Genomic DNA, 22,541 nt, shown 5'->3' on the forward strand with positions numbered 1-22,541 from the left:
TCCTTCCCCACCAGCCGTATCGGAGTGATTCCCATGCCTGCTTCCACGCTCTTCCGCAAGGCCACCGTCGTCGACGGTTCCGGTGCCCCGGCCTACACCGCCGACGTCCATGTCGCCGACTCCCGGATCACCCGCGTGAGCGATCCACGTCCCGGGGCGGGGACGGCGGACCGTGTCATCGACGCCGAGGGACTCGTCCTGAGCCCGGGGTTCATCGACGTCCACTCACACGCCGACAACGCCCCGTTCCTGCATACTGCCGATGTGTCCAAGGTGACCCAGGGGGTCACCACAGAGGTCGTCGGCAACTGCGGATTCAGCCTGGCTCCGGTGCACGATGCCCATCGGGACGCCTTTCGCTCCTTCACCCGCCGCATCTTCCCCCCACTGCCGTTCGACTGGTCGTCCATCGAGGAGTTCTTCTCCCGGGCTGACGAGGCCGGCCACGTCGTCAATGTCGCCCATCTCATCGGCCACAACGCCCTGCGCATCGCTGCCATGGGACTGGAGGCCCGCGCACCCCGCCCCCAGGAGCTGGAGGCGATGCGGTCGCAGCTGCGCCGGGCCCTGGAGGCCGGAGTGTTCGGGCTCTCCACGGGACTCATCTACCCGCCCGGAGTGTTCTCCGAGGTCGAGGAACTCGTCGCACTCGCCGAGGTGCTGCCGCCCGGCCGTGTCTACGCCACTCACATGCGGGGCGAGGGACCGCAGTTGTTGCGGAGTGTCGCCGAGGCGGTGCACATCGCCGAACGCGCCGGGTGCCGCCTACAGGTCTCCCATCTCAAGGCGACGGGAAAGCAGGCCTGGGGAACCGTGAGCGACGCGCTCAAGGCTCTCGACGCGGCCCGGGCACGCGGCCTCGTCGCGCATCAGGACGTGTATCCCTACGAAGCCGCCGGCACGATGCTCACCGCCTGCCTCCCCCCGTGGTTCCAGGACGGCGGCAACCAGGCCTTCCTCGCCCGGCTCCGTTCCGAGGACGCTCTGACTCGCGCCAGGGCCGAGCTGGAGCGGCATGACGGCAGTTGGGAGAACTGGGTGGCCGCGGCGGGGTGGGACCGCATCGTCGTGGCCTCCTCCGCAACCCATCAGTACGACGGCATGACCCTCGCGCACATCGCCGCGCAGAAGGGAATCGCCTCGTTCGACGCCCTGGTCGGCGTGCTGCTGCAAGAGGAGCTCCAGGTCTCCATGACGGTGTTCGCCATGGACGAGAAGGACATCGCCGCGGCGATCGCCCATCCCAGCTCGATGATCGGGTCCGACGGCATGCCACCGGGAAACGGTGGCAAGCCCCACCCCCGGATGTTCGGCACGTTCCCGAAGATCCTGGCCACATACGTCCGTGACACCGGTCTGCTGTCGCTGCCCGAAGCGATCCGGAAGATGACGTACTTGCCCGCCACCGCCTTCGGCATCCCCGACCGAGGACGCATCGCGGAGGGCTGTGCGGCCGATCTCGTCCTCTTCGACGCCGGGACGGTCAAGGACCACGCGACCTATGAAGCACCGGATCGGCGGGCGGGGGGCATACGCACCGTCATGGTCAACGGGCGGATCGTGGTGGAGGACGGCGAATTCAGCGGGGAGCGAGCGGGAAGGCGTCTCACCCCGGCATGAGCCACCGGACCGCCCTGGCCGGTCCGCGCATGAGACCTCTGGGAGCTGTGGGGACCGGCCATACCTCCCGTCGGAGGAGCTGCTGCCCTACGTGCGGTGGCCTGCGGCAGCTGCTGGTCGAGCAGCCGGTTCGCCGCCTCGTCGCCAGTGGGCCGACTTCGAGGCGCTCGTATCCCTTGTCGAACCCGGGCAGCGCGGCCGCGGTGCGGACTCCCACCAACGGGGTGACGGGTTCGCTGTCCATGCGTCGCGCCACGAAGGAGAGAATCTCCAGTGTTCCGCGATCGATCCACTGTGCGTCGTCGACAAGGTGCGTCTCGGACTCGCTCCAGAATTCTGCGGCGAGCGGTCCCCGCGAGCCCTTCCCGCATTTTCCAGGGAATCGAGAATTCCCAGACAATAGCGCGCCCGACCGTGACAGTGCCCGCAGGTCCGGCGTCACCGGGCTTGGGTCGTGTTGAGCCGGCGACGACACACGCATCGCCCGACATATTCCGCCCGTCGCCCGCCGGTTCGCCACAGTACCGCGCCCTGCCCATGCCCTACGGGCTCCCGGCCGGGCGTCGAGGTCGCCGCGGGGCAGAACCGGCAGGCGCACGCGCTCTCCGCCTGTGGGCGAACGGCACCGATGCAGTCATGTGACTGATACGGGTGTTTCCCATCTCAGTCACGTGACTGATACCCGTTGACTGCTCCTTGAAGCACCATGGTCAAACCGGCCGTGATGACGTGAATGCGGCCTTGTCACAGTCCTGGCCGCCTCCAATGGCCGGCGCGCCAGGACATCTTGTGTGTACTTCATCGGAGTGCGAAAAATGGACAGCGAAAATCGTTCACGTTCCCTGAGCCGGCGCGGCTTCGTCGGAATGACCGCGGGCATCGGCGCGGCCGTCGGTGCCGGCAGCCTGTTCGGCAGCCGGCTCCCCGCGTCAGCCGCCGAACGCCGGACGCGGGTCCAGACGATCGAACTGGGCAGGGTCACCATCACCCGTGTCGTCGAGTTCAGCGGTCCGGTGGGCCTGACGTCGCGCCAGTTCTTCCCGGACAGCGCGCCGGAGCTGTGGCAGGAGAACGAGAACTGGCTGAGCCCGGACTTCTGGAACCCCAGCACCGACATGGTCGGCTCCGCCCTGCAAACATGGGTCTTGCGTAGTGAGGGCAAGACGATCCTGATCGACACGGGCGCCGGAAACGACAAATTCCGCCCCTACGCCAAGCAGTGGCAGTACATGGACACCGACTTCCTGCGCCGCCTCGCCCGCGCCGGGGTGCGCCCCGAGGACGTCGACGTCGTCGTGAACACTCACCTCCACAACGACCACGTCGGCTGGAACACCCGGCGCGAGGACCGCGACTGGGTGCCGACCTTCCCCAACGCCACGTACGTGATCCCCAAGGTCGACTTCGACTTCTGGAACCCCCAGAGCCCGGTGCGGCCGAAGTACTGGCAGGGCAATCAGAACGTCTGGGAGGACAGCGTACTTCCGGTCCACAACGCCGGCCTGGTGAAGCTGTGGGAGGACTCGCACACCCTGGACGGCAGCTTGAAGCTGCACCTCGCCCCCGGGCACACTCCCGGCTCCTCCGTCCTCCGGCTGGAATCGGGTAAGGAAAAGGCGCTGTTCACCGGCGACCTGCTGCACACCCCGCTCCAGCTCGAACACCCCGAATTCAACAGCTGCTTCGAGGAGGACGAGAAGAAGGCGCTCGCCACCCGGCGCCGCGAACTGGAGTGGGCCGCCGACAACAAGGCCCTCGTCCTGCCCGCCCACCTTCCCGGCCACGGCGCCGCCGAGGTGGAGCGCAACGGCAGCTACTTCAAGATCAAGGAGTGGGCGGGCTTCAGCCGCAGCTGAACCGGCCGGAAGGACCGTCCGGCATCGCGAGCCCGGCGCACCCTCCGTGTCGCGCCGCGGAACCAGGCCGTCACCTGCGAAGTCTCCCGGGATACGCGCCGTCAACCGCGGGCACGACCGTCCACAGGCGGAAGGATGACGGAGAGCTGTGCGTCGCCCGGAGCAGCGTCTGCTGCTGCACATCGATCACCTCGACGCGACCTCGACCGTACTCGCACGAGCCTTGGACCCGCTCGCCCGGGAACCCGGCCACGCCCCGGGCCGTCGTCCGCACAGCACCGGGCCACGACCGGCCACACCACTTCACGGGACGTCCGCGGCTGCGGCCGTCCCCTGTGCCCACCGCGCGCAGACGGCGACCGACCGTGTTGCCCGCCGGATCGAGCGGCCCCGAAGCCTTGTCGGCCGCCACTTCTCTCCCGGACGGCACGGGCCGGGGCATGGGCCGGTGGGCACGGGTCATCGATGAGGTGCGACTCCGTCCAGCGGCCGACGGTCCGTCGTGGCCAGGTGCAGTCACGTGACGTATACCGCGGCCCGTGCCCGGTACCGCAGCATCGTGGTGGGGGGTCGCTCACGGAGCGGTCGTACTCGCCGGGAGGCGGCCGAGATGAACCAGGCATACGCCGAGGCGGTGAGCGAGCCGTTCCCGGCCCGTACCACCGTCTACATGGCGCTTCCGCCCGGCATGCTGGTGGAGATCGACGCTCTGGCCGCCATCGATGGCTGACCAGGGCCCGTCGCAGCGCGGCCGATCGGCTGCGACAGCCCGTCCCGGGTTGCCGCAGCCGATCGGCCGCGTCATGACATACGCCGCCCGCGAGCGCCGTCGCTGACCCGGTGGCACTCGACGGACGTCTTCGGAGAACGGAAAGGCATGACTGATCGGTTGCCGCAGGCGTGCCGCGCGCTCCGTGTCACCGGGGCCGACCTCGTGGACGCGGTGTGCGAGCTCTCGGGCCGGCCGGCGCCTCCCCGGGGAGCGCACCCTGTACGGGCTCTCTACCTGCGAGTCCTCGAAGTGGTCGCCACGACAGCGCCGGGGGCACTGCAACCGGGCGACATCAGCGCTGCCGCCAACGTGCGCTCCGGCGTCCTCGACGTCGAAGTGCCGGGCCCGTCAGAGGTCGCGGCACAGTACATGGAGCAACTGGTGGACGACCTCGGCATCGGTGATCTCGCCCAGCTCGCCCAGCTCGCCGCGCTCACCTGGGAGGAGGCAGCCAAGGGCGCCGCCACTGTGCTCGGCTTCACTGGTCCGGACCTCGAGGAAACGCTGTGCGAACTCGGCGCCCAGTCCCTCGTCGACGACATCGCCGAACGCCCCCCACAGCACTGGGGCCGCCTCCACACGCAGGCGGTCCGCGCTGCCCTGTACCTCTGCCTGGCGGACCTGGCCGACGCCCTGATCGACGCCTCCGAGTCCACACCCACCCCGCTGCGGTGGAGGAGCGGCGCAGAACAGGGGCGGGAATCGGCAGAGGTTTGCGTCGGCGGAGTGGAGCGCCACCTCCTGGTCGACCGGGCGGAGGCTCTGCCGCCCCGGGAGATGCCGATCTGGAGCCATCCCGACGTCGCCCCCGTTCAGTTCACCTGGAGGTGGCAGCTGCGGCCGGGGACGTCCGAGCGCGTCACACACGGCTGCGGGACCTTTCCCACCCCGTTCGCGGCTCGCCACGCGGCCGAGTGTGCGATCACCGCCATGGCAGCCGGCCGTTGCGACCTGTGAGCATGCCGTCCGTCTGGTACCGGATCGCGTGGGGTGCGGCGAGCATCGGGCTGGTGGCGACGGGGGTGCTGAGTCCGCACGCGGCGGGGTCGGCGGGCTGAGGAGGGCGGAACGAGGAGTGTTCGGCGCCCGCCGTGACCCATTCCATAGCGGGTGCGTAGCCGAGCGGTAGCGGGCTGTCAGACCTTGCCCCTACGCTTGTCCACATGTCCCCCGAATCCGTGCCCCCTGGTTCCGTACGGTCCGCCGCCGACTTAAACGAGCGGATCCGTGCGCTGTGGATGCGTGCGGGCGGGTCTCTGACGGCCCAGGAGCGCGCGGAGTACGAGGCGCTGGTGATCCAGTGGGCGTCGGCGATCCGCCAGGACGTGATCGAGGCGGCGTAGGGCCCCCTGGGGTTTCCTCGCCCCCGCCGCCCCTGCCCTTCCCCTCCCCCAGGGGCTCCCGCCCCTTCGTCCCCGGCACGGGGCTTCGCCCCGTTTCGCGCGGTTCCCCGCGCCCCCGAACAGCACCCCTTCCGGGCGCCGCCTGCCCATCCGCCCCGTTTGAGATCTCCCCCACCGCGCACACTGAAAGCACACGCGGACGCACGCCGGGGAGGGGATCACGTGAGGTTGCTGCCCGAACGGCGTACCGCGCGGCGGGGCCTCGCCGCCGCGCTCACCGGCGCGCTGCCGATGTTCGCCTTTCCCGCCCCCTCCCTCTGGTGGTTCGCGTACGTCGCCCTCGTCCCCTGGATGGTGCTGATCCGCTCCGCGCCGACCGCGCGCCGGGCGGCGTACGACGGCTGGGCCGGCGGCTTCGGCTTCATGGTCGCCGTCCACCACTGGTTGCTGCCGAGCCTGAACGTCTTCCTGTTCGTCCTGGCCGCCCTGCTGGGCGCCCTGTGGGCCCCGTGGGGCTGGCTGGTCCACCGCTTCCTCGCCCCCCGTGCGGGAGAACCGGGCGGCCCGCCGCCCGCGCTCCGCCTCGCCGCCGCCCTGCTCGTCGTCCCCTCCGGCTGGCTGCTGCCCGAACTCGTCCGCTCCTGGCAGGGGTTGGGCGGCCCGTGGGGGCTGCTCGGCGCCACCCAGTGGCAGGTCGGGCCGGCGCTGCGGCTCGCCTCCGTCGGCGGAGTCTGGCTGCTCAGCCTCCTGGTGGTGGCCGTCAACGTGGCGGTGACCTCACTGCTCGCCACGCGCACATGGCGACGCCCGGTCGGCGCCGTCGTCGTGCCCGTCGCCGGCCTGGGCGCCGTCGCGCTCGCGACCTCGGCCGCCTGGGTGTGGGCGCCCCGCCCCGCCGTCGACGGGCACGTCCGCGTCGCCGTCGTCCAGTCGGGGATCGTCTCCGGCGACGACAGCCCGGAGCGCCGCTTCGACCGCGAGGAGTCGCTCACCCGCCGGCTGGCCGGCCAGGACGTGGACCTGGTCGTCTGGGGCGAGAGCAGCGTCGGCGTCGACCTCGACGACCGCCCCGACCTCGCGCACCGGATCGCCGCCCTGTCCCGCCGCCTGGACGCCGACGTCCTCGTCAACGTCGACGCCCGCCGCGCCGACCGCCCCGGCATCTACAAGAGCGCCCTCCTCGTCGGCCCCGACGGCCCCACCGGCGACCGGTACGACAAGATGCGCCTGGTGCCGTTCGGGGAGTACATACCGGCGCGTTCCCTGCTGGGCTGGGCCACCTCCGTCGGCAAGGCGGCCGGGGAGGACCGCAGGCGCGGTGACGAGCAGGTGGTGATGGACGTCGGGCACGGGCTGCGCGTCGGCCCGCTGGTCTGCTTCGAGACGGCCTTCCCGGACATGAGCCGGCACCTCGCGGCCGACGGCGCCGACCTGCTGCTCGCCCAGTCCTCGACGTCGAGCTTCCAGCACAGCTGGGCGCCCGCGCAGCACGCCTCGCTGGCCGCGCTGCGCGCCGCCGAGACCGGCCGTCCGATGGTGCACGCCACGCTGACCGGCGTCTCCGCGGTCTACGGCCCCGGCGGCGAGCGCCTCGGCTCCCGGCTCGGCACGGACGACGCCGGCGCCTCGGCGGTGTACGAGGTGCCGCTCGCGCACGGCACGACCCCGTACGTGCGCCACGGTGACTGGCCGGTCCACGCGGCGCTGCTGGTCCTGGCCGCGCTGTGCGTCACGGAGGGGGTGCGCGCCTACCGGGCGCACGCCGGCGTTCAGGACGTGGCGGACCGCTCCCGCACCGCGGTCACCACCCGTTCGCACAGTTCGTGAGTGGCCAGCGCGTCCCGGGCGCTGAGCACCTTCCCGGCGCGCACGGCGTCGAGGAAGGCCAGCACCGCCTGCTCGATGCCGCGCTGCCGGGCCACCGGCACCCAGTCGCCGCGTCGGCGCACGGTGGGCTGGCCCTTGTGGTCGATCGTCTCGGCGAGGTTGACCACCTGCCGCTTGCTGTCCTGCCCGGACACCTCGAGGATCTCCTCGGCCGAACCGCTCAGCCTGTTCATCACGCCGAGCGCCGTGAAACCCTCCCCGGCGAGCTGGAGCACGACATGGTGCAGCAGCCCGCCCTCGGTGCGCGCCCGCACGGTGACGTCGTCCACCTGACCGGGCACCAGGAACCGCAGGGTGTCGACGACATGGATGAAGTCGTCGAGGATCATCGTGCGCGGGTCCTCGGGCAGTCCGACGCGGTTCTTCTGCATCAGGATCAGCTCGCGGGGGTGGTCGGCGCACTGGACGTACCCGGGCGCGTACCGCCGGTTGAACCCGACCACGAGGCCGGTGTTCCGTTCCTCCGCGAGCGTCACCAGCCGCTCGGAGTCGGCCAGTTCGTAGGCGAGGGGCTTGTCGACGTACGTCGGCACACCCGCCTCCAGGAGCCGTGCGACGAGTTCGGGGTGGGCGGCGGTGGACGCGTGCACGAACGCCGCGTCGAGCCCCTGGTCCAGCAGGGTCCGCAGTTCGGTGTGGCGCTGTCCGGCGGGGAGGTGCAGGGCGTCGGCGACGCGGGTGAGCGTGGCGGGCGTGCGCGTGTGCAGGTGCGGTTCGACACCGGGCAGCGTGGCGAGCACCGGTAGGTAGGCCTTCTGCGCGATGTCGCCGAGTCCGATGCAGCCGACCTTCACCGGTGGTCTCCTCAAAGTGTTCGACGCGGGTTCCGGGGAAGCATACGGCGATCACCCGTGCGGGGCATTTCGCCCCCGTCCGCTGTCGCCGACCCCGCCCGGACCGCCAGAGTTGCCCGGGTGCATCGAACCACCACCGCAGCGCTCCTGGTCACGGTGACCGCGTCCGCCCTCGCCGGCTGTACGACGGTCCAGCGGCCCGTCGCTCCGGGGCCGCCGCCCTCGCCGTCACCGTCCCGTACGACCGCACCGCGCCCGGACGGCAGCGCCGGGCCCCGGCCCGTCCAGGCCCCGGCGGACGAGGCCCTGGAACGCACCGGCCCCCGCGCACCGTCGGCCGACGACCCGGACGCCCCCGTACGCCCGTCGCACCCCCCGGCCCCGCCGGCGGCCCGGGCCCCCGCACCCCGGCGACCGCCGGCCGCCCCGCACCCCCGACAACCCCGCACCGAACACCGGGCCGCCCCACCACCCGCCGCCCCGAACCCTCCCCCCGACAACGCGGGCATCTGCGACCTGGGCCGCAGCTACGGCGGCTGGCCCGCCGACAGCCCCCAGTCCAAGATCTGCGACAACACGTACGGCCACTGACCACCCGGTCTCAGGGCCGCCTCGGCGGCCCCACCGGTGGCCGGCCCCCCGTCGACAGCTCCCGCTCCAGCCGGTCCATCGCCGCCCGTACCCCCTCCCCGTACGCATCGTCCCCGAGCGCGTCCGCCGTGCCGCGGGCGCGGTGGAGATGCCCGCGGGCGTCCTCGCGACGGCCCAGCCTCGCGTAGTCCGCCGCGAGGTTGAGGTGCAGGGAGGGGAGGAAGCCTCGCACCACGTGCCGGCCGTCGTCCGTGGCGGGCCGGCTGTCGGTGAGTTCCTCGGCGGCCGACAACGCCCGCAGGTCCCAGGCCAGTTCGTCGGCGGGCTCGTCCTGCGTGTCCGCCATGTAGTGCGCCAGCGTGCAGCGGTGGAGCGGGTCCCCGTCCTCCCCGATCTCCGCCCACAACTCCAGGAACCGCCCGCGCGCCTCCTCCCGGTCACCGCCGTGGTGCAGCATGACGGCCTGCCCGATACGGCCCATCACGGCGTCGGCCGCCGCCTCCGCGCGTTCCTGTGGCTCCACCGTCACGTCCTTCCGGTCCCGCCGAAACCGACCTTTCCGACGCTAGGGCCTGTCGTCCGGATCAGCTCGCAGACACGGGGTCCGGTGCGCACATCTGCCCCGTTGTCCTCCCCCGTCTTGCAGCCGCACGCACCCGGCCCGCCTGCGCTCAGCCCAGGTTCGGGATCGTCCAGTCGATCGGCTCGTGGCCCTGCGCCGCCACCGCCTCGTTGATCTGCGTGAACGGACGGGAGCCGAAGAACTTCTTCGCCGACAGCGGCGAGGGGTGCGCGCCCTTGACCACCACGTGCCGGGACTCGTCGATCAGCGGCAGTTTCTTCTGCGCGTAGTTCCCCCAGAGCACGAAGACCGCCGGGTCGGGCCGGCCGGCCACCGCCTTGATCACCGCGTCCGTGAACTTCTCCCAGCCACGCCCCTTGTGCGAGTTCGCCTCGCCCCCGCGGACCGTGAGCACCGCGTTGAGCAGCAGCACGCCCTGCTCGGCCCACGGCATCAGATAGCCGTTGTCGGGGATCGGCGTGCCCAGCTCGGCCTGCATCTCCTTGTAGATGTTCCGCAGCGACGGCGGCGTCCGCACGCCGGGGCGGACCGAGAAGCACAGTCCGTGGCCCTGGCCCTCGCCGTGATAGGGGTCCTGGCCCAGGACCAGTACCTTCACCTTCTCGTACGGCGTGGCGTCGAGCGCCGCGAAGACCTCCTCGCGGGGCGGATACACGGGACCTTTCTCCCGCTCCTCCTCGACGAACTCGGTCAGCTCCTTGAAGTAGGGCTGCTGGAGCTCGTCCCCCAGAACGCCCTGCCAGGACTCGGGCAGCATGGCGATGTCGGTCACGTTCAACGTCCTTCGTCGTACGGTCACTTCCAGTTCTGAAGAACCTACCGGCGACCACTGACAACGGGCCTCCGCCCCCGGCCGTCGAGGGCCGGTATGCACGGGTGCGGGCGGCCCCGCCGGAAGGCGGAACCGCCCGCGCCCAGGAGCCCGGCCGCCGTCAGCCGACGCCCGCGTTGAGGAAGATGCCGCCGTCCACGACGAGCGTCTGCCCGGTGATCCAGTCCGACTGGCCGGAGGTGAGGAACGCCGCGGCCCCGCCGACGTCGGAGGGGACGCCGAGCCGGCCGAGCGGGTAGGAGGCGGCGGCCTCCGCCTCCCGGCCCTCGTACAGGGCCTGCGCGAACTTCGTCTTGACCACGGCGGGCGCGATCGCGTTGACCCGCACCGTCGGCGCGAACTCGTGCGCGAGCTGCTGCGTCAGGTTGATCATCGCGGCCTTGCTGACGCCGTACGCCCCGATGAACGGCGAGGCCGACAGCCCGGCCACGGAGGCGATGTTGACGATCGCCCCGCCGTTCTCCTTCTGCCAGGCGTGCCAGATCCGCTGGGCGAAGCCGAGCGCGGAGAGCACGTTGGTCTCGAAGACCTTGCGCACCACGTTCAGGTCGACGTCCGCGATCGCGCCGAACACCGGGTTGGTGCCGGCGTTGTTGACGAGGTAGTCGACGCGGCCGAACGCCTCCATGGTGCGCGCGACGGCGACGGCCTGGTGCTCCTCGTCGTGCGCCTTGCCGGCCACGCCGATGACGCGGTCGGCGCCGAGCGCCGTCACGGCCTCCGCGAGGGCGTCCTCGTTGCGGCCGGTGATGCAGACGCGGTCGCCGCGGGCGACGAACGCCTCGGCGACGCCGTAGCCGATGCCGCGGCTGGCGCCGGTGACGAGGGCGACCTTGCCGGAGAGTTCCACCGATGTCATGTTCCCTGTTTCCCTGGTTCCTCGGTCGCCCTAGTCGAGCGGCCCGCCGGCCACGTACAGCACCTGGCCGGAGACGAATCCCGCGGCCTCGCCCGTGAAGAACGCGATGGCGTTGGCGATGTCCTCGGGCTCGCCGACACGGGCGACCGGGATCTGGGTGGCGGCGGCGGCCTTGAAGTCGTCGAAGCCCATGCCGACGCGGTCGGCGGTGGCCTTGGTCATCTCGGTGGCGATGAAACCGGGGGCGACGGCGTTGGCGGTGACGCCGAACTTGCCGAGCTCCTTGGCGAGGGTCTTGGTGAAGCCCTGCAAGCCCGCCTTGGCGGCGGAGTAGTTGACCTGGCCGCGGTTGCCGAGCGCGGAGGACGAGGAGAGGTTGACGATCCGCCCGAAGTGCGCGTCGACCATGTGCTTCTGGCAGGCGCGGGACATCAGGAAGGCGCCGCGCAGATGCACGCCCATGACGGTGTCCCAGTCGGAGACGCTCATCTTGAACAGCAGGTTGTCGCGGAGCACACCCGCGTTGTTGACGAGGATCGTCGGCGCGCCCAGTTCCTGGACGACACGTTCGACGGCCGCCGCGACCTGCGCCTCGTCGGAGACGTCGCAGCCGACCGCGAGCGCCCGCCCGCCGGCGGCGGTGATCTTCTCGACCGTGTCCTTGCAGGCGGCCTCGTCGAGGTCGAGCACCGCGACGGCCCGGCCCTCGGCGGCCAGTCGTACGGCGGTGGCGGCGCCGATGCCGCGCGCCGCGCCGGTGACGACGGCTACCCGCGCTTCAGTGGTGGACATTGCTGCTTCTCCTCGTCCTGGGGAAGTCACCGGGCGGCCTCCGGGGTCCCGGAGGCTTCCGGAAGGTGGCGGCTCCTGCGGCACGCCCGGTGAGCGACCGCTTAGTACCTTCGACAGACGTGACGCTAGAAGCCCTGGCACCCGGTGTCAACGGCACACCGGGTCCGTGTGATCCATTACCTCACCAGCAGCCCGAGCAATCGCTCCGCCTCGGCCGCCGGATCGGCGGTCAGACCCGTGTGCACCGGGCCGGGGCGCACGATCGTCGACCGGGGCGCGACCAGCCAGCGGAAGCGCCGCCCGGCGTCGTCCCCGGCCGCCGGGCCCGCCGCGCCGCCGCCCGCGCACACACCCTCGACGGCGCGCAGCGCGGCGCGCACGCCGGGCACGTCCGCCGTCGGGTCCAGTGCGCGCAGCCGAGCCTCGTCCAGATGGGTGCGTGCGGCCACGAAGGACCGGGCCCGGCAGTAGACGAGCACCCCCGCGTTGAGGCACTCACCGCGTTCGACGCGCGGTACGACCCGCAGCAGCGCGTACTCGTAGACGTCCCGGTCGTTCACTTTTTCTCCTGCGGGGCGGTGGTGTCGAGGCCGGTGACGCGGGTGTGGATGTCGGAGGCCCGGGCCAGCAGCGGGGCCGCGTAGGCCCGGCGCACGTCGTCCGGGGTGCCGAAGCCGGGTTCGTCCGTCAGCCAGGCGTCGGGGATCTCGGCGGTCACCTCGGCCAGCAGCTCCGCCGTCACCCGCGGGGCCAGTTCGGCGGCGGCCGCGGCGACGTCCGGCGCGAAGGGGGCGAGGGCGTGGTCCGAGGCGTCGTAGGGCCGCGCGGCGGAGGTCTCGGCGGTGGGCCAGTTGTGCTGCCAGATCATGGTGGCCCCGTGGTCGATGAGCCACAGCTCGCCCCGCCGCATCAGCAGGTTGGGGTTGCGCCAGGAGCGGTCGACGTTGTTGACCAGCGCGTCGAACCAGACGATCCGCCCGGCCTCCGCGGGGTCCACCGGGAAGGCGAGGGCGTCGAAGCCGAGGGCGCCGCTGAGGAAGTCCATCCCGAGGTTGAGCCCGCCGCTCCCCCGCAGCAGCCCCTGCACCTGCTCGTCGGGTTCCCCGAGGCCCAGCACGGGGTCGAGGGCGACGGTGACCAGCGGGGGCGCGCGCAGTCCGAGCCGGCGCGCGAGCGTGCCGCACACCACCTCCGCGACGAGCGTCTTGCGGCCCTGCCCGGCGCCGCTGAACTTCAGCACGTAGGTGCCGAGGTCGTCCGCCTCGATCAGTCCGGGCAGCGAACCGCCCTCCCGCAGGGGCGTGATGTAGCGGGTCGCGGTGACTTCCTTGAGCATCGCCCCAGGTTATCGGGGCGGGGCGGGACCGGTTCCCGACCCCGGTGGCCGGATACCGGCGGCCTGCTGTCGATCTCCTGTCGATCGGGCGCGTCCTGAACAGGCGGCGCCCGTCCGCCGTAACCATGGTCGAAGCACCAGCAGTCACCGGCGGCGAGCCGGCGGCAGGACACGCATGCCGGTGGGCACGGGCGGGGGACGCCGGTGACCAGTGGCGGCAACCTTCGAAGGGAACGTCGGCATGACCAGCGAATCGCTCCACCCCGCTCCGGCTCCGGCCCGTCGTACGGTCGTGGCGGCGGTCGGCGCGGCGGGACTCGCCGTGGCGCTGACCGCGTGCGGCGGCGGGGACGACGACTCCTCCTCCGCCAGTGCGAGCACCGGCGGCGGCACGGGCGGCAACGACAGCGCCTCGCAGGACTCCGGGTCGGGTTCGGGCTCGGGCTCCGGCGGCGCCGAACTGGCGAAGACCTCCGACATCCCCGAGGGCGGCGGCAAGGTCTTCGGCGACCAGGGCGTGGTCGTGACGCAGCCGAGCGCGGGGGAGTTCAAGGCCTTCTCGTCCAAGTGCACGCACCAGGGCTGCGCGGTGAGCAGCATCAGCGACGGCGTGATCGTCTGCCCGTGCCACAACAGCCAGTTCTCCGCCAGCGACGGCAGCGTGAAGAAGGGCCCGGCGACCCAGCCGCTGGCCGCCGCGAAGATCACCGTGGACGGCGAGTCGATCAAGCTCGCCTGACCGGTGCGCGGCGGGTACCCGGCGGCAGCGGGCGGGTACCCGGGAGGAACGGAGCCGGAGGTACGGGGAAGAGGAACGGGGAAGGGGAACGCATGTCCGTCACCCAGCGCCGGGGGCGCAGGATCATGATGACGCCGGCGGAGCTGGACGGGTTCCTCACCACCCAGCGCAACTGCCGGGTGGCCACGGTCTCCGCGAACGGCGCCCCGCACGTGAGCACCCTCTGGTTCGTGTGGGACGGCGCCTCGATGTGGCTGTACTCCGTGGTGCGCAGCAAGCGCTGGGCGGAGCTGCGCCGGGACCCGCGGGTCGCCGTCGTCGTCGACACCGGCGAGGAGTACGACGAACTGCGGGGTGTGGAGCTGTCCGGGACCGTGGAGTTCGTGGGCGAGATCCCGCGCACCGGCGAACTGCGCGCCGAACTGGACGTGCCGGAGACCCTGTTCGCCCGGAAGAACTTCGGTCTGGAGGAGATGCCGCACGACGGCCGGCACGCCTGGCTCCGGCTCACCCCGGAGAAGACGGTGTCCTGGGACTTCCGCAAACTGGGCCGGCGGTAGCGGCCTCACGCGCCCTCCCCGTCGCGGGACACCCCCACCGTCTCCGCCGCCTCCCGCAGTGCCGCGACCGCCGCCCGGATCGACGGGCGGCGGTCGGCGTCCGCCCGCCACACCACGTAGACATGGCGCCGCACCCGCTGCCGCACCGGCACGGTGACCACGCCCTCCGGCATCGGGTCCCGGCCGAGCAGCGGGGCGACGCACACGCCGAGCCCGGCGGCGACCATCCCGAGCTGTGTGTGCGTCTCGGCGGCCCGGTGGCCGATGATCGGCTCGACGCCCTTGGAGCGCAGGGTGAACATCAGCCACTCGTGGCAGAACTCGCCCTCGTTCCAGGTGATCCACTCGTCGTCGGCGAACTCCGCGAGATCCACCTCCCCACGGCCGGCCAGCCGGTGCCCGGCCGGCATGGCCACATCGGCCGGGTCGTCCAGGAGCGCGGCCTTGACCAGCCCGTCCGGCAGCGGCATCGGCTTGTTGTACCAGTCCAGGACGACCGCGAGGTCGAGATCCCCGCGGACCACCCCGGCGACGCCGGCCTCCGGTTCCAGCTCGCAGGAGCGCAGCCGGAGCGAGGGGTGCCGGACGCGCAGCCCGGCGAGCGCCGCCGGGAACAGCCCGCGCGCCGCCGTGGGGAACGCCGCCAGACGCAACTCCCCGACCACGCGCCCCCGCTGGGCCTCCAGATCGGAGCGGGCCAGCTCGACCTGGGAGAGGATGCGCGCGGCGTGCTCGGCGAGCAGCCGCCCGGCGTCGGTCAGCCGTACGCCCCGCCCGTTCTTGGCGAGCAACCGCTGGCCGACCTCGCGCTCCAGCTTGGCGAGCTGCTGCGAGACGGCCGAGGTCGTCACGTGCAGCCCTTCGGCGGCGGCGCTGACGGAGCCGTGCCGGGCGAGGGCGTCGAGGGTGCGCAGGCGCTCCAGGTTCAACATGTAAGCGATGCTACGAGATATCGGGCGTCAATTCTCGATTGTGCTACGAGGTCGACTGCGCGAGGCTGGCCGCCATGAGCACCGTCGCCTCGTCCCCCACCCCGGATTCGGTTCCGTCCGCCCCTCCCGCCGCCTCCGCTCCCGCCCCCGCCCCGGCGGGCCGTCCCGCGATCGACTGGCGGCTGCGCTTCGGCGCGCTGTCGCTGATCTGGGGCTTCAGCTTCCTGCTCATCAAGGTGGGCACGCACGCCTACGCCCCGTTCCAGGTGACGTTCGGCAGGCTGCTGTTCGGCACGGCGGTGCTGGTGGCCGCGATGGCGGTGAAGCGGCAGCGGCTGCCGCGCGGGGCCCGCGCCTGGGGGCATCTCGCGGTGGCGGCGCTGCTGCTCAACGCGCTGCCGTTCTCGCTGTTCGCGTACGCGGAACTGACCATTCCGTCGACGCTCGCGGGCATCTGCAACGCGACCTCGCCGCTGTGGGGCATGGCCCTGTCGCTCGTGGCGCTCTCCGAGGACCGTCCGACCCGGCGCCGCTTCGCCGGGCTCGGCCTCGGCTTCCTGGGCGTGCTCACCGTCCTGGGCGCCTGGCAGGGCTTCCACGGTCTGGACGCCACGGGCACCGCGCTGGCCCTGCTCGCCTCGCTGAGCTACCCCGTCGGCTGGATCTACGTCCGCCGCACGCTGTCCGGCACCGGCTCCTCCCACCTCTCGCTCACCGGCGCCCAGCTGCTCCTGGCGACGGTGCAGCTCGCGGTGGTCACCCCGCTCTTCACCGACGTGCCGAGCGGCCTTCCCGTGCTGCCGCTGCTCGCCGTCGTCGCCCTGGGCGCGCTCGGCACCGGCCTCGCCATGCTGGTGCAGCACAGCCTGGTCGCCGAGGTCGGTCCGACGACGGCGCAGATGGTCACGTACTTCATCCCCGTGATCGCCACGGCGGCGGGTGTGGCGGTCCTGGACGAGCCGCTCGCGTGGTCGACGCCCGTGGGAGCGGTGATCGTTGTGGCGGGCGCGGCCCTGACGCAGAGCCGGAAGCGGGCGTAGGCGCGCCCCAAGGGGCGCGGGGAACTGCGCGAACACCCCCCACCGGCCGGCACAGGCCACGGCGGGGCCAGAGCGGTCACACGTACCGCGGGCCGCTCGCCGGCCCGACCGCCGCGGCGACGGCGTCCGCGACCGCCCCGGCCTCCTCCGGCGTGAGGGCCGAGACGGTGATCCGGATGCCGGGCGGGGCCGCCGCCCGGAAGCGGGCGCCGGGGGCGACCGCCCAGCCCGCGTGCAGCAGCCGGGCCACCGCGCCGGTCTCGTCCGGCACCGGGACCCAGACGTTCAGGCCGCTGCGCCCGTGGGCGCCCACCCCGCGCTCCGCGAGCGCCCCGATCAGCGCCTCGCGCCGCTGCCGGTACGCCGCCGCCACCGCCGGCACGTCCACCGCGCCGTCGGCCCACAGCCGTACGACGGCCCGTTGCAGCAGCCGGCTCACCCAGCCGGGGCCGAGCCGCTGCCGGCCCTGCACACGGTCGATCGTGACCGGATCCCCGGTGAGCACGGCGAGCCGCAGATCGGGGCCGTACGCCTTGGCCACGGAGCGGACCAGCGCCCAGCTGCGGGTGGTCCCGGCCAGCGGGTGCAGGGGCAGGTCGACGATGGCGTGGCCGTGGTCGTCCTCGATCAGCAGGGTCTCCGGATGCGCGGCCAGCACGGCACGCAGGGCACGCGCGCGGGCGGCGCCCACCACGGCGCCCGTCGGGTTCTGCGCCCGCCCGGTGACGACGAGGGCCCGGGCCCCGGCGGCGAGGGCCGTGCGGACGTCCTCGGCCAGCGGCCCCTCGTCGTCGACGCGAACCGGGACCGTCCGCAGGCCGAGGGCGGGGACGAGGTCGAGCAGGCCGCCCCAGCCCGGGTCCTCGACGGCGACCGCGTCCCCGGGTCTCAGATGGGCGGTGAGCACCCGTTCGATCGCGTCGAGCGATCCGGAGGCCACGATCACGGGTCCGTCCGGCACACCGTCCGCGTCCAGTTCCGCGCGGGCGATCCGGGTCAGTTCCGGCTCCACCGCGTCCTCCCCGTAGAGCACGGGGGCACGGTCGGCCCGGCCGGCGGCCGCCGCGAACGCCTCACCCAGGGCGGGCAGGAGCGCGGGGTCGGGGTTGCCGTCGGCGAGGTTGCGCACCCCTTCCGGGACCTGGACCCGGACGTACTCCCGGGCAGTGGTCGCCGGCTTCGCCCGGACCCGGCTGCCGCGCCGCCCGTCGGTCTCGATGACCCCGCGTTCCCGCAGGGTGCGGTAGGCGGCCGCGACGGTGTTCGGATTCACCCCGAGTGACGTCGCCAACTCCCGCATGGGGGGCAGCGGTTGGCCGGGGAGCAGGTCGCCGCTGCCCACCCCGCGTTCGATGCTCGCGGAAATCTCCGCCGCACGCCGGCCTTCGATCGGATATTCTCCTAGCACAAACGACATTATGCACTAGTGCAATACATCCTGTGCAACTCAGTCAGTGAGATCCAAGGGGAGACCAGACGTCATGTCGCACGCCACCGCGGCCACCGCGCCGGAGACCACCCCGCAGCCGCCGTCGGAGCCGCCCGCCGCCTACGCCCCGACCGACCGCACCGTTCCCACGCGCGCGGCGAAGCGCGCCTCGTACGACAAGGAGCTGGTGCACTCGATACTCGACGAGGCCTACGTCTGCCACCTCGGCTTCGTGCGCGACGGGGCGCCGGTGGTGCTGCCGACGCTGTTCGGACGGGTCGGCGAACGGCTGTACGTGCACGGGTCGACGGGCTCGCGGCCGCTGCGGATGGCGGGGCGTGGACGCGAGCGGGGGCAGGAACAACAGGCGGAGCAGGGACAGGAACAGCAGGCGGAGCAGGGGCGGGAGCGGGCGGCGACGGGGCTGCCGGTGTGTCTGACGGTCACGCATGTCGACGGCCTGGTGCTGGCACGGTCGGCGTTCCACCACTCGCTCAACTACCGCTCGGTCGTGGTGCACGGCATCGCCGAACAGGTGACCGACCCGGAGGAGCGGCGGACGGCGCTGGACGCCCTGGTCGACCACGTGGTCCCGGGCCGCTCGGCCGACTCCCGCCCGGCCAACGCCAAGGAGCTGGCCGCGACCGCCGTGCTGCGCCTGGACCTCGGGGAGGTCTCGGCGAAGGTGCGCACCGGCGGGGTCAACGACGAGCCGGAGGACCTCGGCCTGCCGTACTGGGCGGGCGTGGTGCCGGTCCGCCCGGCGTACGGGGCACCGGTGGCCGACCCCGGTCTGGCGCCGGGGACGGCGGTGCCGGGGTACCTGCCGGGACAGTGACCGCTCCCGGGCAGCCCTAGCGGGGCGGCGACTCCTCCGTGCGGGCGGTCTCGGGCCGGGGTGCGGCGGCGGGCGGGTGCGCCCCGCCGGCCGCCACGGGTGCCGGTGCCGGCACCGCCCGCGCGGCCCGCTGGGCCACGTACGCCCCGGTCAGCACCACCGCGCCGCCGATCACCTGCGGCGCCGACAGGTGTTCGCCGAGCAGCACCCAGGCGAGCACCGTCGCCACCACCGCCTCCAGGCATGCCACGACCCCCGCCACCTGCGGCGACAGCCGCCGCACGGCCAGGACGCCGGTGGCGTAGGCGAGGACGGTCGCGATGAGCACGATCCAGCCGAGCAGCAGCACCGCCGGCACCCGGGTGCCGTTCATGGCCGCGTCGCCGCCGAGCACGGACCACTCCATCTGCCACGGCCGTGCCACCGCCGTCAGGACGAGCGCCCCGCCCAGCAGCCCGTACGCGATCACGCCCAGCGGGTCCGGGGCCGCCTCCCCCTCCGCGTCGCCGCCGTGGTCGGACAGCACGAAGTAGCCGACCTGGCAGCAGGCCGCACCGAGCGCGAGCACCAGCCCGAGCGCGTCGAAGGCCAGTCCCGACCACACCTCGACCACGCAGGCGAGCCCGCCGGCCGCGAGGACGACCCCCACCGCGGCCGACCGCGTCACGGGCCGCCGCTGCACGAACCGCACCCAGCCGAGGACCAGCGCGGGCGCGAGGTACTCCACAAGCAGCGCCACCCCGACCGGGATGCGGGAGATCGCGGCGAAGTAGCAGGCCTGGACACCGGCGACGGCGAGCAGCGCGAACCCGGCGAGCAGCACGGGACGCCGCCGCACCAGCGCGCGGTGCCGTACGGCGACGGGGAGCATCACGACGGCGGCGCCCGCGACCCGCAGCCACACCACGTGGAGGGGTTCGAGCCCCGCCTCGATCAGCGGCTTCGCCGCGACCCCCGAGCCGCCGAAGGCGACCGCCGAGCCGAGGGCGAGCCCCAGCGCCACACCGTGTCCACGGCCGCCCCGGCCGCCCCGGCCGTCTCCAGAGGTACGCACCGGCACATGATGACAGCCGCCGACAGGACCGTCACCCCCAATGGCCCCTGTCCCCCGCCACTCCCGGCCGGTGCGGCGGTTCCCGGTCACACAGGCGTCAGTTCCGGGCGACGCACTCCGCCGCTCCCCGGCCGGGTACTCCACCGCTCCCCGGTCACGCACTCCGCCGGTCCCCGGCCACCTGCTCCGCCAGTCCCCGGTTACGCACTCCGCCGGTCCCGGCCGGGTATCCCGTCAGTTCCGTGTCACGTAATCCGTCAGCGCGATCCGCCCGAGCAGTACCGCGGGGTCGACGCCCACCCGGCGCAGCACCTCCACCGCCCGCGAGCCGGGGGCCGCGGCCACCGCCGCGAGGACGTCCATCCCCCGTGTCGCACCGCGCCGGCCGCGCCGTGCGCGCCGCCGTGCCGCCGCCATCACCTCGGCCGCGGCCGGCGACCAGCCGCCGGGCCCGCCCAGCGCGGGAACCGCGCCGGAGTCCTCGACGCTGCTCTGCCAGCGCAGCCCGTAGCCGATGCTGCGCTGCACGAGGTAGCCGAGGAGCCGGGCCACCGTGCGGCGGTCCCCGATCGCGGCCCGCACCTCGGGGTCCGACTCGAGCAGGGCGTGCAGGAGGTGGGCGGTGTCGATCTGACGGTCGCCGTCGCGCACCGCCCGGCGGCGTGCCGCGGCGACGACGGACGTCAGGTCGTCGGTGAGCTGCGCGTCGAGGTCGCTGTGGCGCGGGCCGGGCACGGTGGCCGGCTGCCGGCACTGGGTGGTTGGCACATCCCCCACCCCATCAACACCGGCACCCCCACGTCATCCCCAGCCGGCAGCATTCGCGGATCCCACGCAAGGTGGGTCCTCTCCCGTGCGCCTCCTCCTTGCGGATGACACGGCCCCGCATTTCCCCCGGGCGGGAGGACACGCGAAACGGCGTCCCGCGGACAGTGGTCCACGGGACGCCGTCGGGGCGCGCGGAGCCTGACGCACCGTCAGGTCCGGGGCGTCGCTGTCAGTCCTCGTCGGCGAGGATCAGGTACAGCTTCTTGCGCGCCTCGTTGATGACCGTCAGCGCCTTCTCGCGCTGCTCCTTGTTCCCGGTCTTCCAGACCTGGCCGAACGCCTCCATGAGGCCGAACCCGGCCTGCCGGATCTCGTTCAGCGCCTCCCAGTCGACCCCGCGCGAGGCCTCCTCCCAGGGCGCCTCGGGGCCCTCGTCGGCGGCGGCGCGGCCCTGCTCGGTGAGCGAGAACAGCTTCTTGCCACCCTCGGTCTCACTGGCGATCAGGCCCTCGTCCTCCAGCAGCTGGAGGGTCGGGTAGACCGAGCCGGGGCTGGGCTTCCACGCCCCGCCGCTGCGCTCGGCGATCTCCTGGATCATCTCGTAGCCGTGCATGGGCCGGTCCTTGAGCAGCGCCAGGATCGAGGCGCGCACATCGCCGCGCCGCGCCCGGCCGCGCGGTCCGCCCTTGCCGCGGCCGCCCCAGGGCCCGGGCCCGAAGCCCGGCCCGCCGAAGGGACCGTGCGGCCCACCGCCTCCGGGCCCGAACGGCCCGAACGCCGCCCGCACCCCCTCGAAGCCGGGCCCCCCGTGCCGTCCCTCTCCACCGTGCCGGCCGTGTCCATGACCGTGACCATGCTCGTGCTCGAACCCGAAGTCCTGTCCACGCGTACGCATCTTCACCACTTCCATTCCATCGTCGATCGTTCGCGATGCCTCAACGATATATCGGAAACGGGCTTACGGCAACCCCCTGCCGACCTGCGGCTTCAGCCTGCGCGCCCCGCGCCGAAGCAGTGCCACGCACCGCGGATTGGCCTTGGCCGGTTCTGCCGCGGCCCGCTTAACGTCGTCCCATGCGCATCCGAATCGTCGACGCCTTCGCCGCCCGCCCCTTCACCGGCAATCCGGCGGGGGTCCTGCTCCTGGACGGGGACGAGTTCCCGGACGACGGCTGGCTGGGGCAGGTGGCCCGCGAGGTCCACCACGCCGAGACCGCGTTCGCCCACCGTCTGCCCGAGGGCGGGGACGCCGACTGGGCCCTGCGGTGGTTCACCCCCGCCACCGAGGTCCCGCTGTGCGGCCACGCCACGCTCGCCACCGCCCACGTCCTGCACACCACGGGCGCCCACGAGGGCCCCGTACGCTTCGCCTCGCGCAGCGGCGTACTGCGGGCCGCGCCCGGCGCCGACGGCGCGGTCACGCTGGACTTCCCCACCGCACCGCTCACCGAGGAACCGGTTCCGGTCGGCCTCGCCGAGGTGCTGGGCGCCGCCCCGGTCGCCGCCTTCGGCACCGGTCCGAGCGTCGGCGAACTGCTCGTCGTCCTCCCCGACGAGAAGACCGTGCGGAATCTGACACCCGACCTGGACGCCCTCGCCCGCGGCTTCGAGCGCGGCGTCATCGCCACCGCCCGCGCCGACGATCCCGCCCGGGGCCACGACTTCGTCTCGCGCTGCTTCTTCCCGCGCATCGGCATCGACGAGGACCCGGTCACCGGGGCCGCCCACACGGCCCTCGCCCCCTACTGGTCGGCGCGCCTGGGCCGCATCACCCTCACCGGGCTCCAGGCCTCCGCCCGCTCCGGACTGGTCCGCACGGAGCTGCGCGGCGAGCGCACCCTGCTGACCGGCCACGCGGTGACCGTCATCGACGGCGAACTCCACGCCTGACGGCGCCCGCCACCGCCCACGGCGGA

23 protein-coding genes and 2 pseudogenes are annotated in these 22,541 nt (G+C 73.0%); 12 read left to right on the forward strand and 13 right to left on the reverse strand.

The window, feature by feature from the left end:
* Positions 1-33: 33 nt before the first annotated feature.
* The 4 genes and pseudogenes from IO29_RS20545 to IO29_RS20560 all read left to right on the forward strand — a co-directional run bounded on the left by IO29_RS20545 (position 34) and on the right by IO29_RS20560 (position 5,205).
* Complete coding sequence (locus IO29_RS20545; protein WP_030380933.1) at positions 34-1,620, forward strand: N-acyl-D-amino-acid deacylase family protein; 1,587 nt, start codon at positions 34-36, stop codon at positions 1,618-1,620.
* Between the two features lie 815 nt (positions 1,621-2,435).
* Positions 2,436-3,476, forward strand: coding sequence for an MBL fold metallo-hydrolase (locus tag IO29_RS20550; protein ID WP_106969906.1), 1,041 nt, complete (start codon positions 2,436-2,438; stop codon positions 3,474-3,476).
* Positions 3,477-4,080: 604 nt separating this feature from the next.
* Positions 4,081-4,206, forward strand: a pseudogene (locus tag IO29_RS36765) (RidA family protein); the annotation flags it as partial.
* Positions 4,207-4,353: 147 nt separating this feature from the next.
* Positions 4,354-5,205: a hypothetical protein gene (locus IO29_RS20560; RefSeq protein WP_051707942.1), complete on the forward strand. Its 852-nt coding sequence runs from the start codon at positions 4,354-4,356 to the stop codon at positions 5,203-5,205.
* Here IO29_RS20560 and IO29_RS38585 read toward each other — a convergent pair.
* A complete protein-coding gene (locus tag IO29_RS38585; protein WP_030380929.1) occupies positions 5,171-5,353 on the reverse strand; it encodes a hypothetical protein in 183 nt (60 codons plus the stop codon). The two genes, IO29_RS20560 and IO29_RS38585, sit on opposite strands and share 35 nt — an antisense overlap.
* 58 nt (positions 5,354-5,411) lie before the next feature.
* Here IO29_RS38585 and IO29_RS20565 point away from each other — a divergent pair, with 58 nt between their 5' ends.
* On the forward strand, positions 5,412-5,591 hold the full coding sequence (locus IO29_RS20565; RefSeq protein ID WP_030380928.1) for a hypothetical protein: 180 nt from the start codon (positions 5,412-5,414) through the stop codon (positions 5,589-5,591).
* Positions 5,592-5,813: 222 nt separating this feature from the next.
* Positions 5,814-7,443 (forward strand): annotated as a pseudogene (gene lnt / locus IO29_RS20570) (apolipoprotein N-acyltransferase).
* Here the strand turns inward: lnt and IO29_RS20575 are convergent.
* Complete coding sequence (locus IO29_RS20575; protein ID WP_030380927.1) at positions 7,361-8,272, reverse strand: Gfo/Idh/MocA family protein; 912 nt, start codon at positions 8,270-8,272, stop codon at positions 7,361-7,363. The pseudogene lnt and the gene IO29_RS20575 overlap by 83 nt on opposite strands.
* 120 nt (positions 8,273-8,392) lie before the next feature.
* Between IO29_RS20575 and IO29_RS20580 the strand changes: the two genes are divergently transcribed.
* A complete protein-coding gene (locus IO29_RS20580; RefSeq protein WP_030380926.1) occupies positions 8,393-8,863 on the forward strand; it encodes a hypothetical protein in 471 nt (156 codons plus the stop codon).
* Positions 8,864-8,873: 10 nt separating this feature from the next.
* On the opposite strand, the gene IO29_RS20585 is transcribed toward IO29_RS20580, so the two are convergent.
* The 6 genes from IO29_RS20585 to IO29_RS20610 form a co-directional block, all read right to left on the reverse strand.
* Positions 8,874-9,344 carry a hypothetical protein gene (locus IO29_RS20585; protein WP_051707948.1) on the reverse strand — a complete coding sequence of 157 codons (471 nt, stop codon included), beginning with the start codon at positions 9,342-9,344 and terminating at the stop codon, positions 8,874-8,876.
* A gap of 190 nt (positions 9,345-9,534) precedes the next feature.
* Positions 9,535-10,218, reverse strand: coding sequence for a uracil-DNA glycosylase (locus IO29_RS20590; protein ID WP_030380924.1), 684 nt, complete (start codon positions 10,216-10,218; stop codon positions 9,535-9,537).
* 160 nt (positions 10,219-10,378) lie between these two features.
* Positions 10,379-11,137, reverse strand: a complete 759-nt coding sequence (locus IO29_RS20595; RefSeq protein ID WP_030380923.1) for an SDR family oxidoreductase — start codon at positions 11,135-11,137, stop codon at positions 10,379-10,381.
* Between the two features lie 30 nt (positions 11,138-11,167).
* Positions 11,168-11,929 (reverse strand): 3-oxoacyl-ACP reductase FabG, encoded by a 762-nt coding sequence (gene fabG / locus IO29_RS20600; RefSeq protein WP_030380922.1) that lies wholly within the window; start codon positions 11,927-11,929, stop codon positions 11,168-11,170.
* A gap of 176 nt (positions 11,930-12,105) precedes the next feature.
* A complete protein-coding gene (locus tag IO29_RS20605) occupies positions 12,106-12,489 on the reverse strand; it encodes a DUF3037 domain-containing protein (RefSeq protein ID WP_030380921.1) in 384 nt (127 codons plus the stop codon).
* The gene (locus IO29_RS20610) at positions 12,486-13,265 is read right to left on the reverse strand and encodes a HipA family kinase (RefSeq protein WP_030380920.1); all 780 of its coding nucleotides are present in this window, start codon (positions 13,263-13,265) and stop codon (positions 12,486-12,488) included. The genes IO29_RS20605 and IO29_RS20610 overlap by 4 nt, the downstream gene beginning before the upstream one ends.
* A 241-nt stretch (positions 13,266-13,506) precedes the next feature.
* On the opposite strand from IO29_RS20610, the gene IO29_RS20615 reads away from it, so the two are divergent.
* Together IO29_RS20615 and IO29_RS20620 are read left to right on the forward strand one after the other, a co-directional pair.
* The gene (locus IO29_RS20615; protein WP_030380919.1) at positions 13,507-14,004 is read left to right on the forward strand and encodes a Rieske (2Fe-2S) protein; all 498 of its coding nucleotides are present in this window, start codon (positions 13,507-13,509) and stop codon (positions 14,002-14,004) included.
* A 92-nt stretch (positions 14,005-14,096) separates the two neighbouring features.
* Positions 14,097-14,564 (forward strand): pyridoxamine 5'-phosphate oxidase family protein, encoded by a 468-nt coding sequence (locus IO29_RS20620; RefSeq protein WP_030380918.1) that lies wholly within the window; start codon positions 14,097-14,099, stop codon positions 14,562-14,564.
* A gap of 5 nt (positions 14,565-14,569) precedes the next feature.
* Here IO29_RS20620 and IO29_RS20625 read toward each other — a convergent pair whose 3' ends face one another.
* Positions 14,570-15,496 (reverse strand): LysR family transcriptional regulator, encoded by a 927-nt coding sequence (locus tag IO29_RS20625; RefSeq protein WP_030380917.1) that lies wholly within the window; start codon positions 15,494-15,496, stop codon positions 14,570-14,572.
* Between the two features lie 74 nt (positions 15,497-15,570).
* Here IO29_RS20625 and IO29_RS20630 point away from each other — a divergent pair, with 74 nt between their 5' ends.
* Positions 15,571-16,536, forward strand: coding sequence for a DMT family transporter (locus tag IO29_RS20630; RefSeq protein ID WP_199806920.1), 966 nt, complete (start codon positions 15,571-15,573; stop codon positions 16,534-16,536).
* A 76-nt stretch (positions 16,537-16,612) separates the two neighbouring features.
* On the opposite strand, the gene IO29_RS20635 is transcribed toward IO29_RS20630, so the two are convergent.
* Complete coding sequence (locus IO29_RS20635) at positions 16,613-17,944, reverse strand: aminotransferase class I/II-fold pyridoxal phosphate-dependent enzyme (RefSeq protein WP_030380915.1); 1,332 nt, start codon at positions 17,942-17,944, stop codon at positions 16,613-16,615.
* 73 nt (positions 17,945-18,017) lie between these two features.
* Between IO29_RS20635 and IO29_RS20640 the strand changes: the two genes are divergently transcribed.
* The gene (locus IO29_RS20640; protein ID WP_030380914.1) at positions 18,018-18,803 is read left to right on the forward strand and encodes a pyridoxamine 5'-phosphate oxidase family protein; all 786 of its coding nucleotides are present in this window, start codon (positions 18,018-18,020) and stop codon (positions 18,801-18,803) included.
* A 16-nt stretch (positions 18,804-18,819) separates the two neighbouring features.
* Here the strand turns inward: IO29_RS20640 and IO29_RS20645 are convergent, their stop codons facing one another.
* The 3 genes from IO29_RS20645 to IO29_RS20655 all read right to left on the reverse strand — a co-directional run bounded on the left by IO29_RS20645 (position 18,820) and on the right by IO29_RS20655 (position 21,520).
* Positions 18,820-19,863 (reverse strand): EamA family transporter, encoded by a 1,044-nt coding sequence (locus IO29_RS20645; protein ID WP_078618369.1) that lies wholly within the window; start codon positions 19,861-19,863, stop codon positions 18,820-18,822.
* Positions 19,864-20,091: 228 nt separating this feature from the next.
* Positions 20,092-20,625, reverse strand: coding sequence for a Clp protease N-terminal domain-containing protein (locus IO29_RS20650; protein WP_234307570.1), 534 nt, complete (start codon positions 20,623-20,625; stop codon positions 20,092-20,094).
* Positions 20,626-20,854: 229 nt separating this feature from the next.
* Positions 20,855-21,520 (reverse strand): PadR family transcriptional regulator, encoded by a 666-nt coding sequence (locus IO29_RS20655; protein WP_033226607.1) that lies wholly within the window; start codon positions 21,518-21,520, stop codon positions 20,855-20,857.
* A gap of 179 nt (positions 21,521-21,699) precedes the next feature.
* Here IO29_RS20655 and IO29_RS20660 point away from each other — a divergent pair, with 179 nt between their 5' ends.
* Positions 21,700-22,515, forward strand: coding sequence for a PhzF family phenazine biosynthesis protein (locus tag IO29_RS20660; protein ID WP_030380910.1), 816 nt, complete (start codon positions 21,700-21,702; stop codon positions 22,513-22,515).
* Positions 22,516-22,541: the final 26 nt, after the last annotated feature.

The sequence above is a fragment of the Streptomyces sp. NRRL F-6676 genome, assembly GCF_000725625.1.
Lineage (GTDB): Bacteria > Actinomycetota > Actinomycetes > Streptomycetales > Streptomycetaceae > Streptomyces.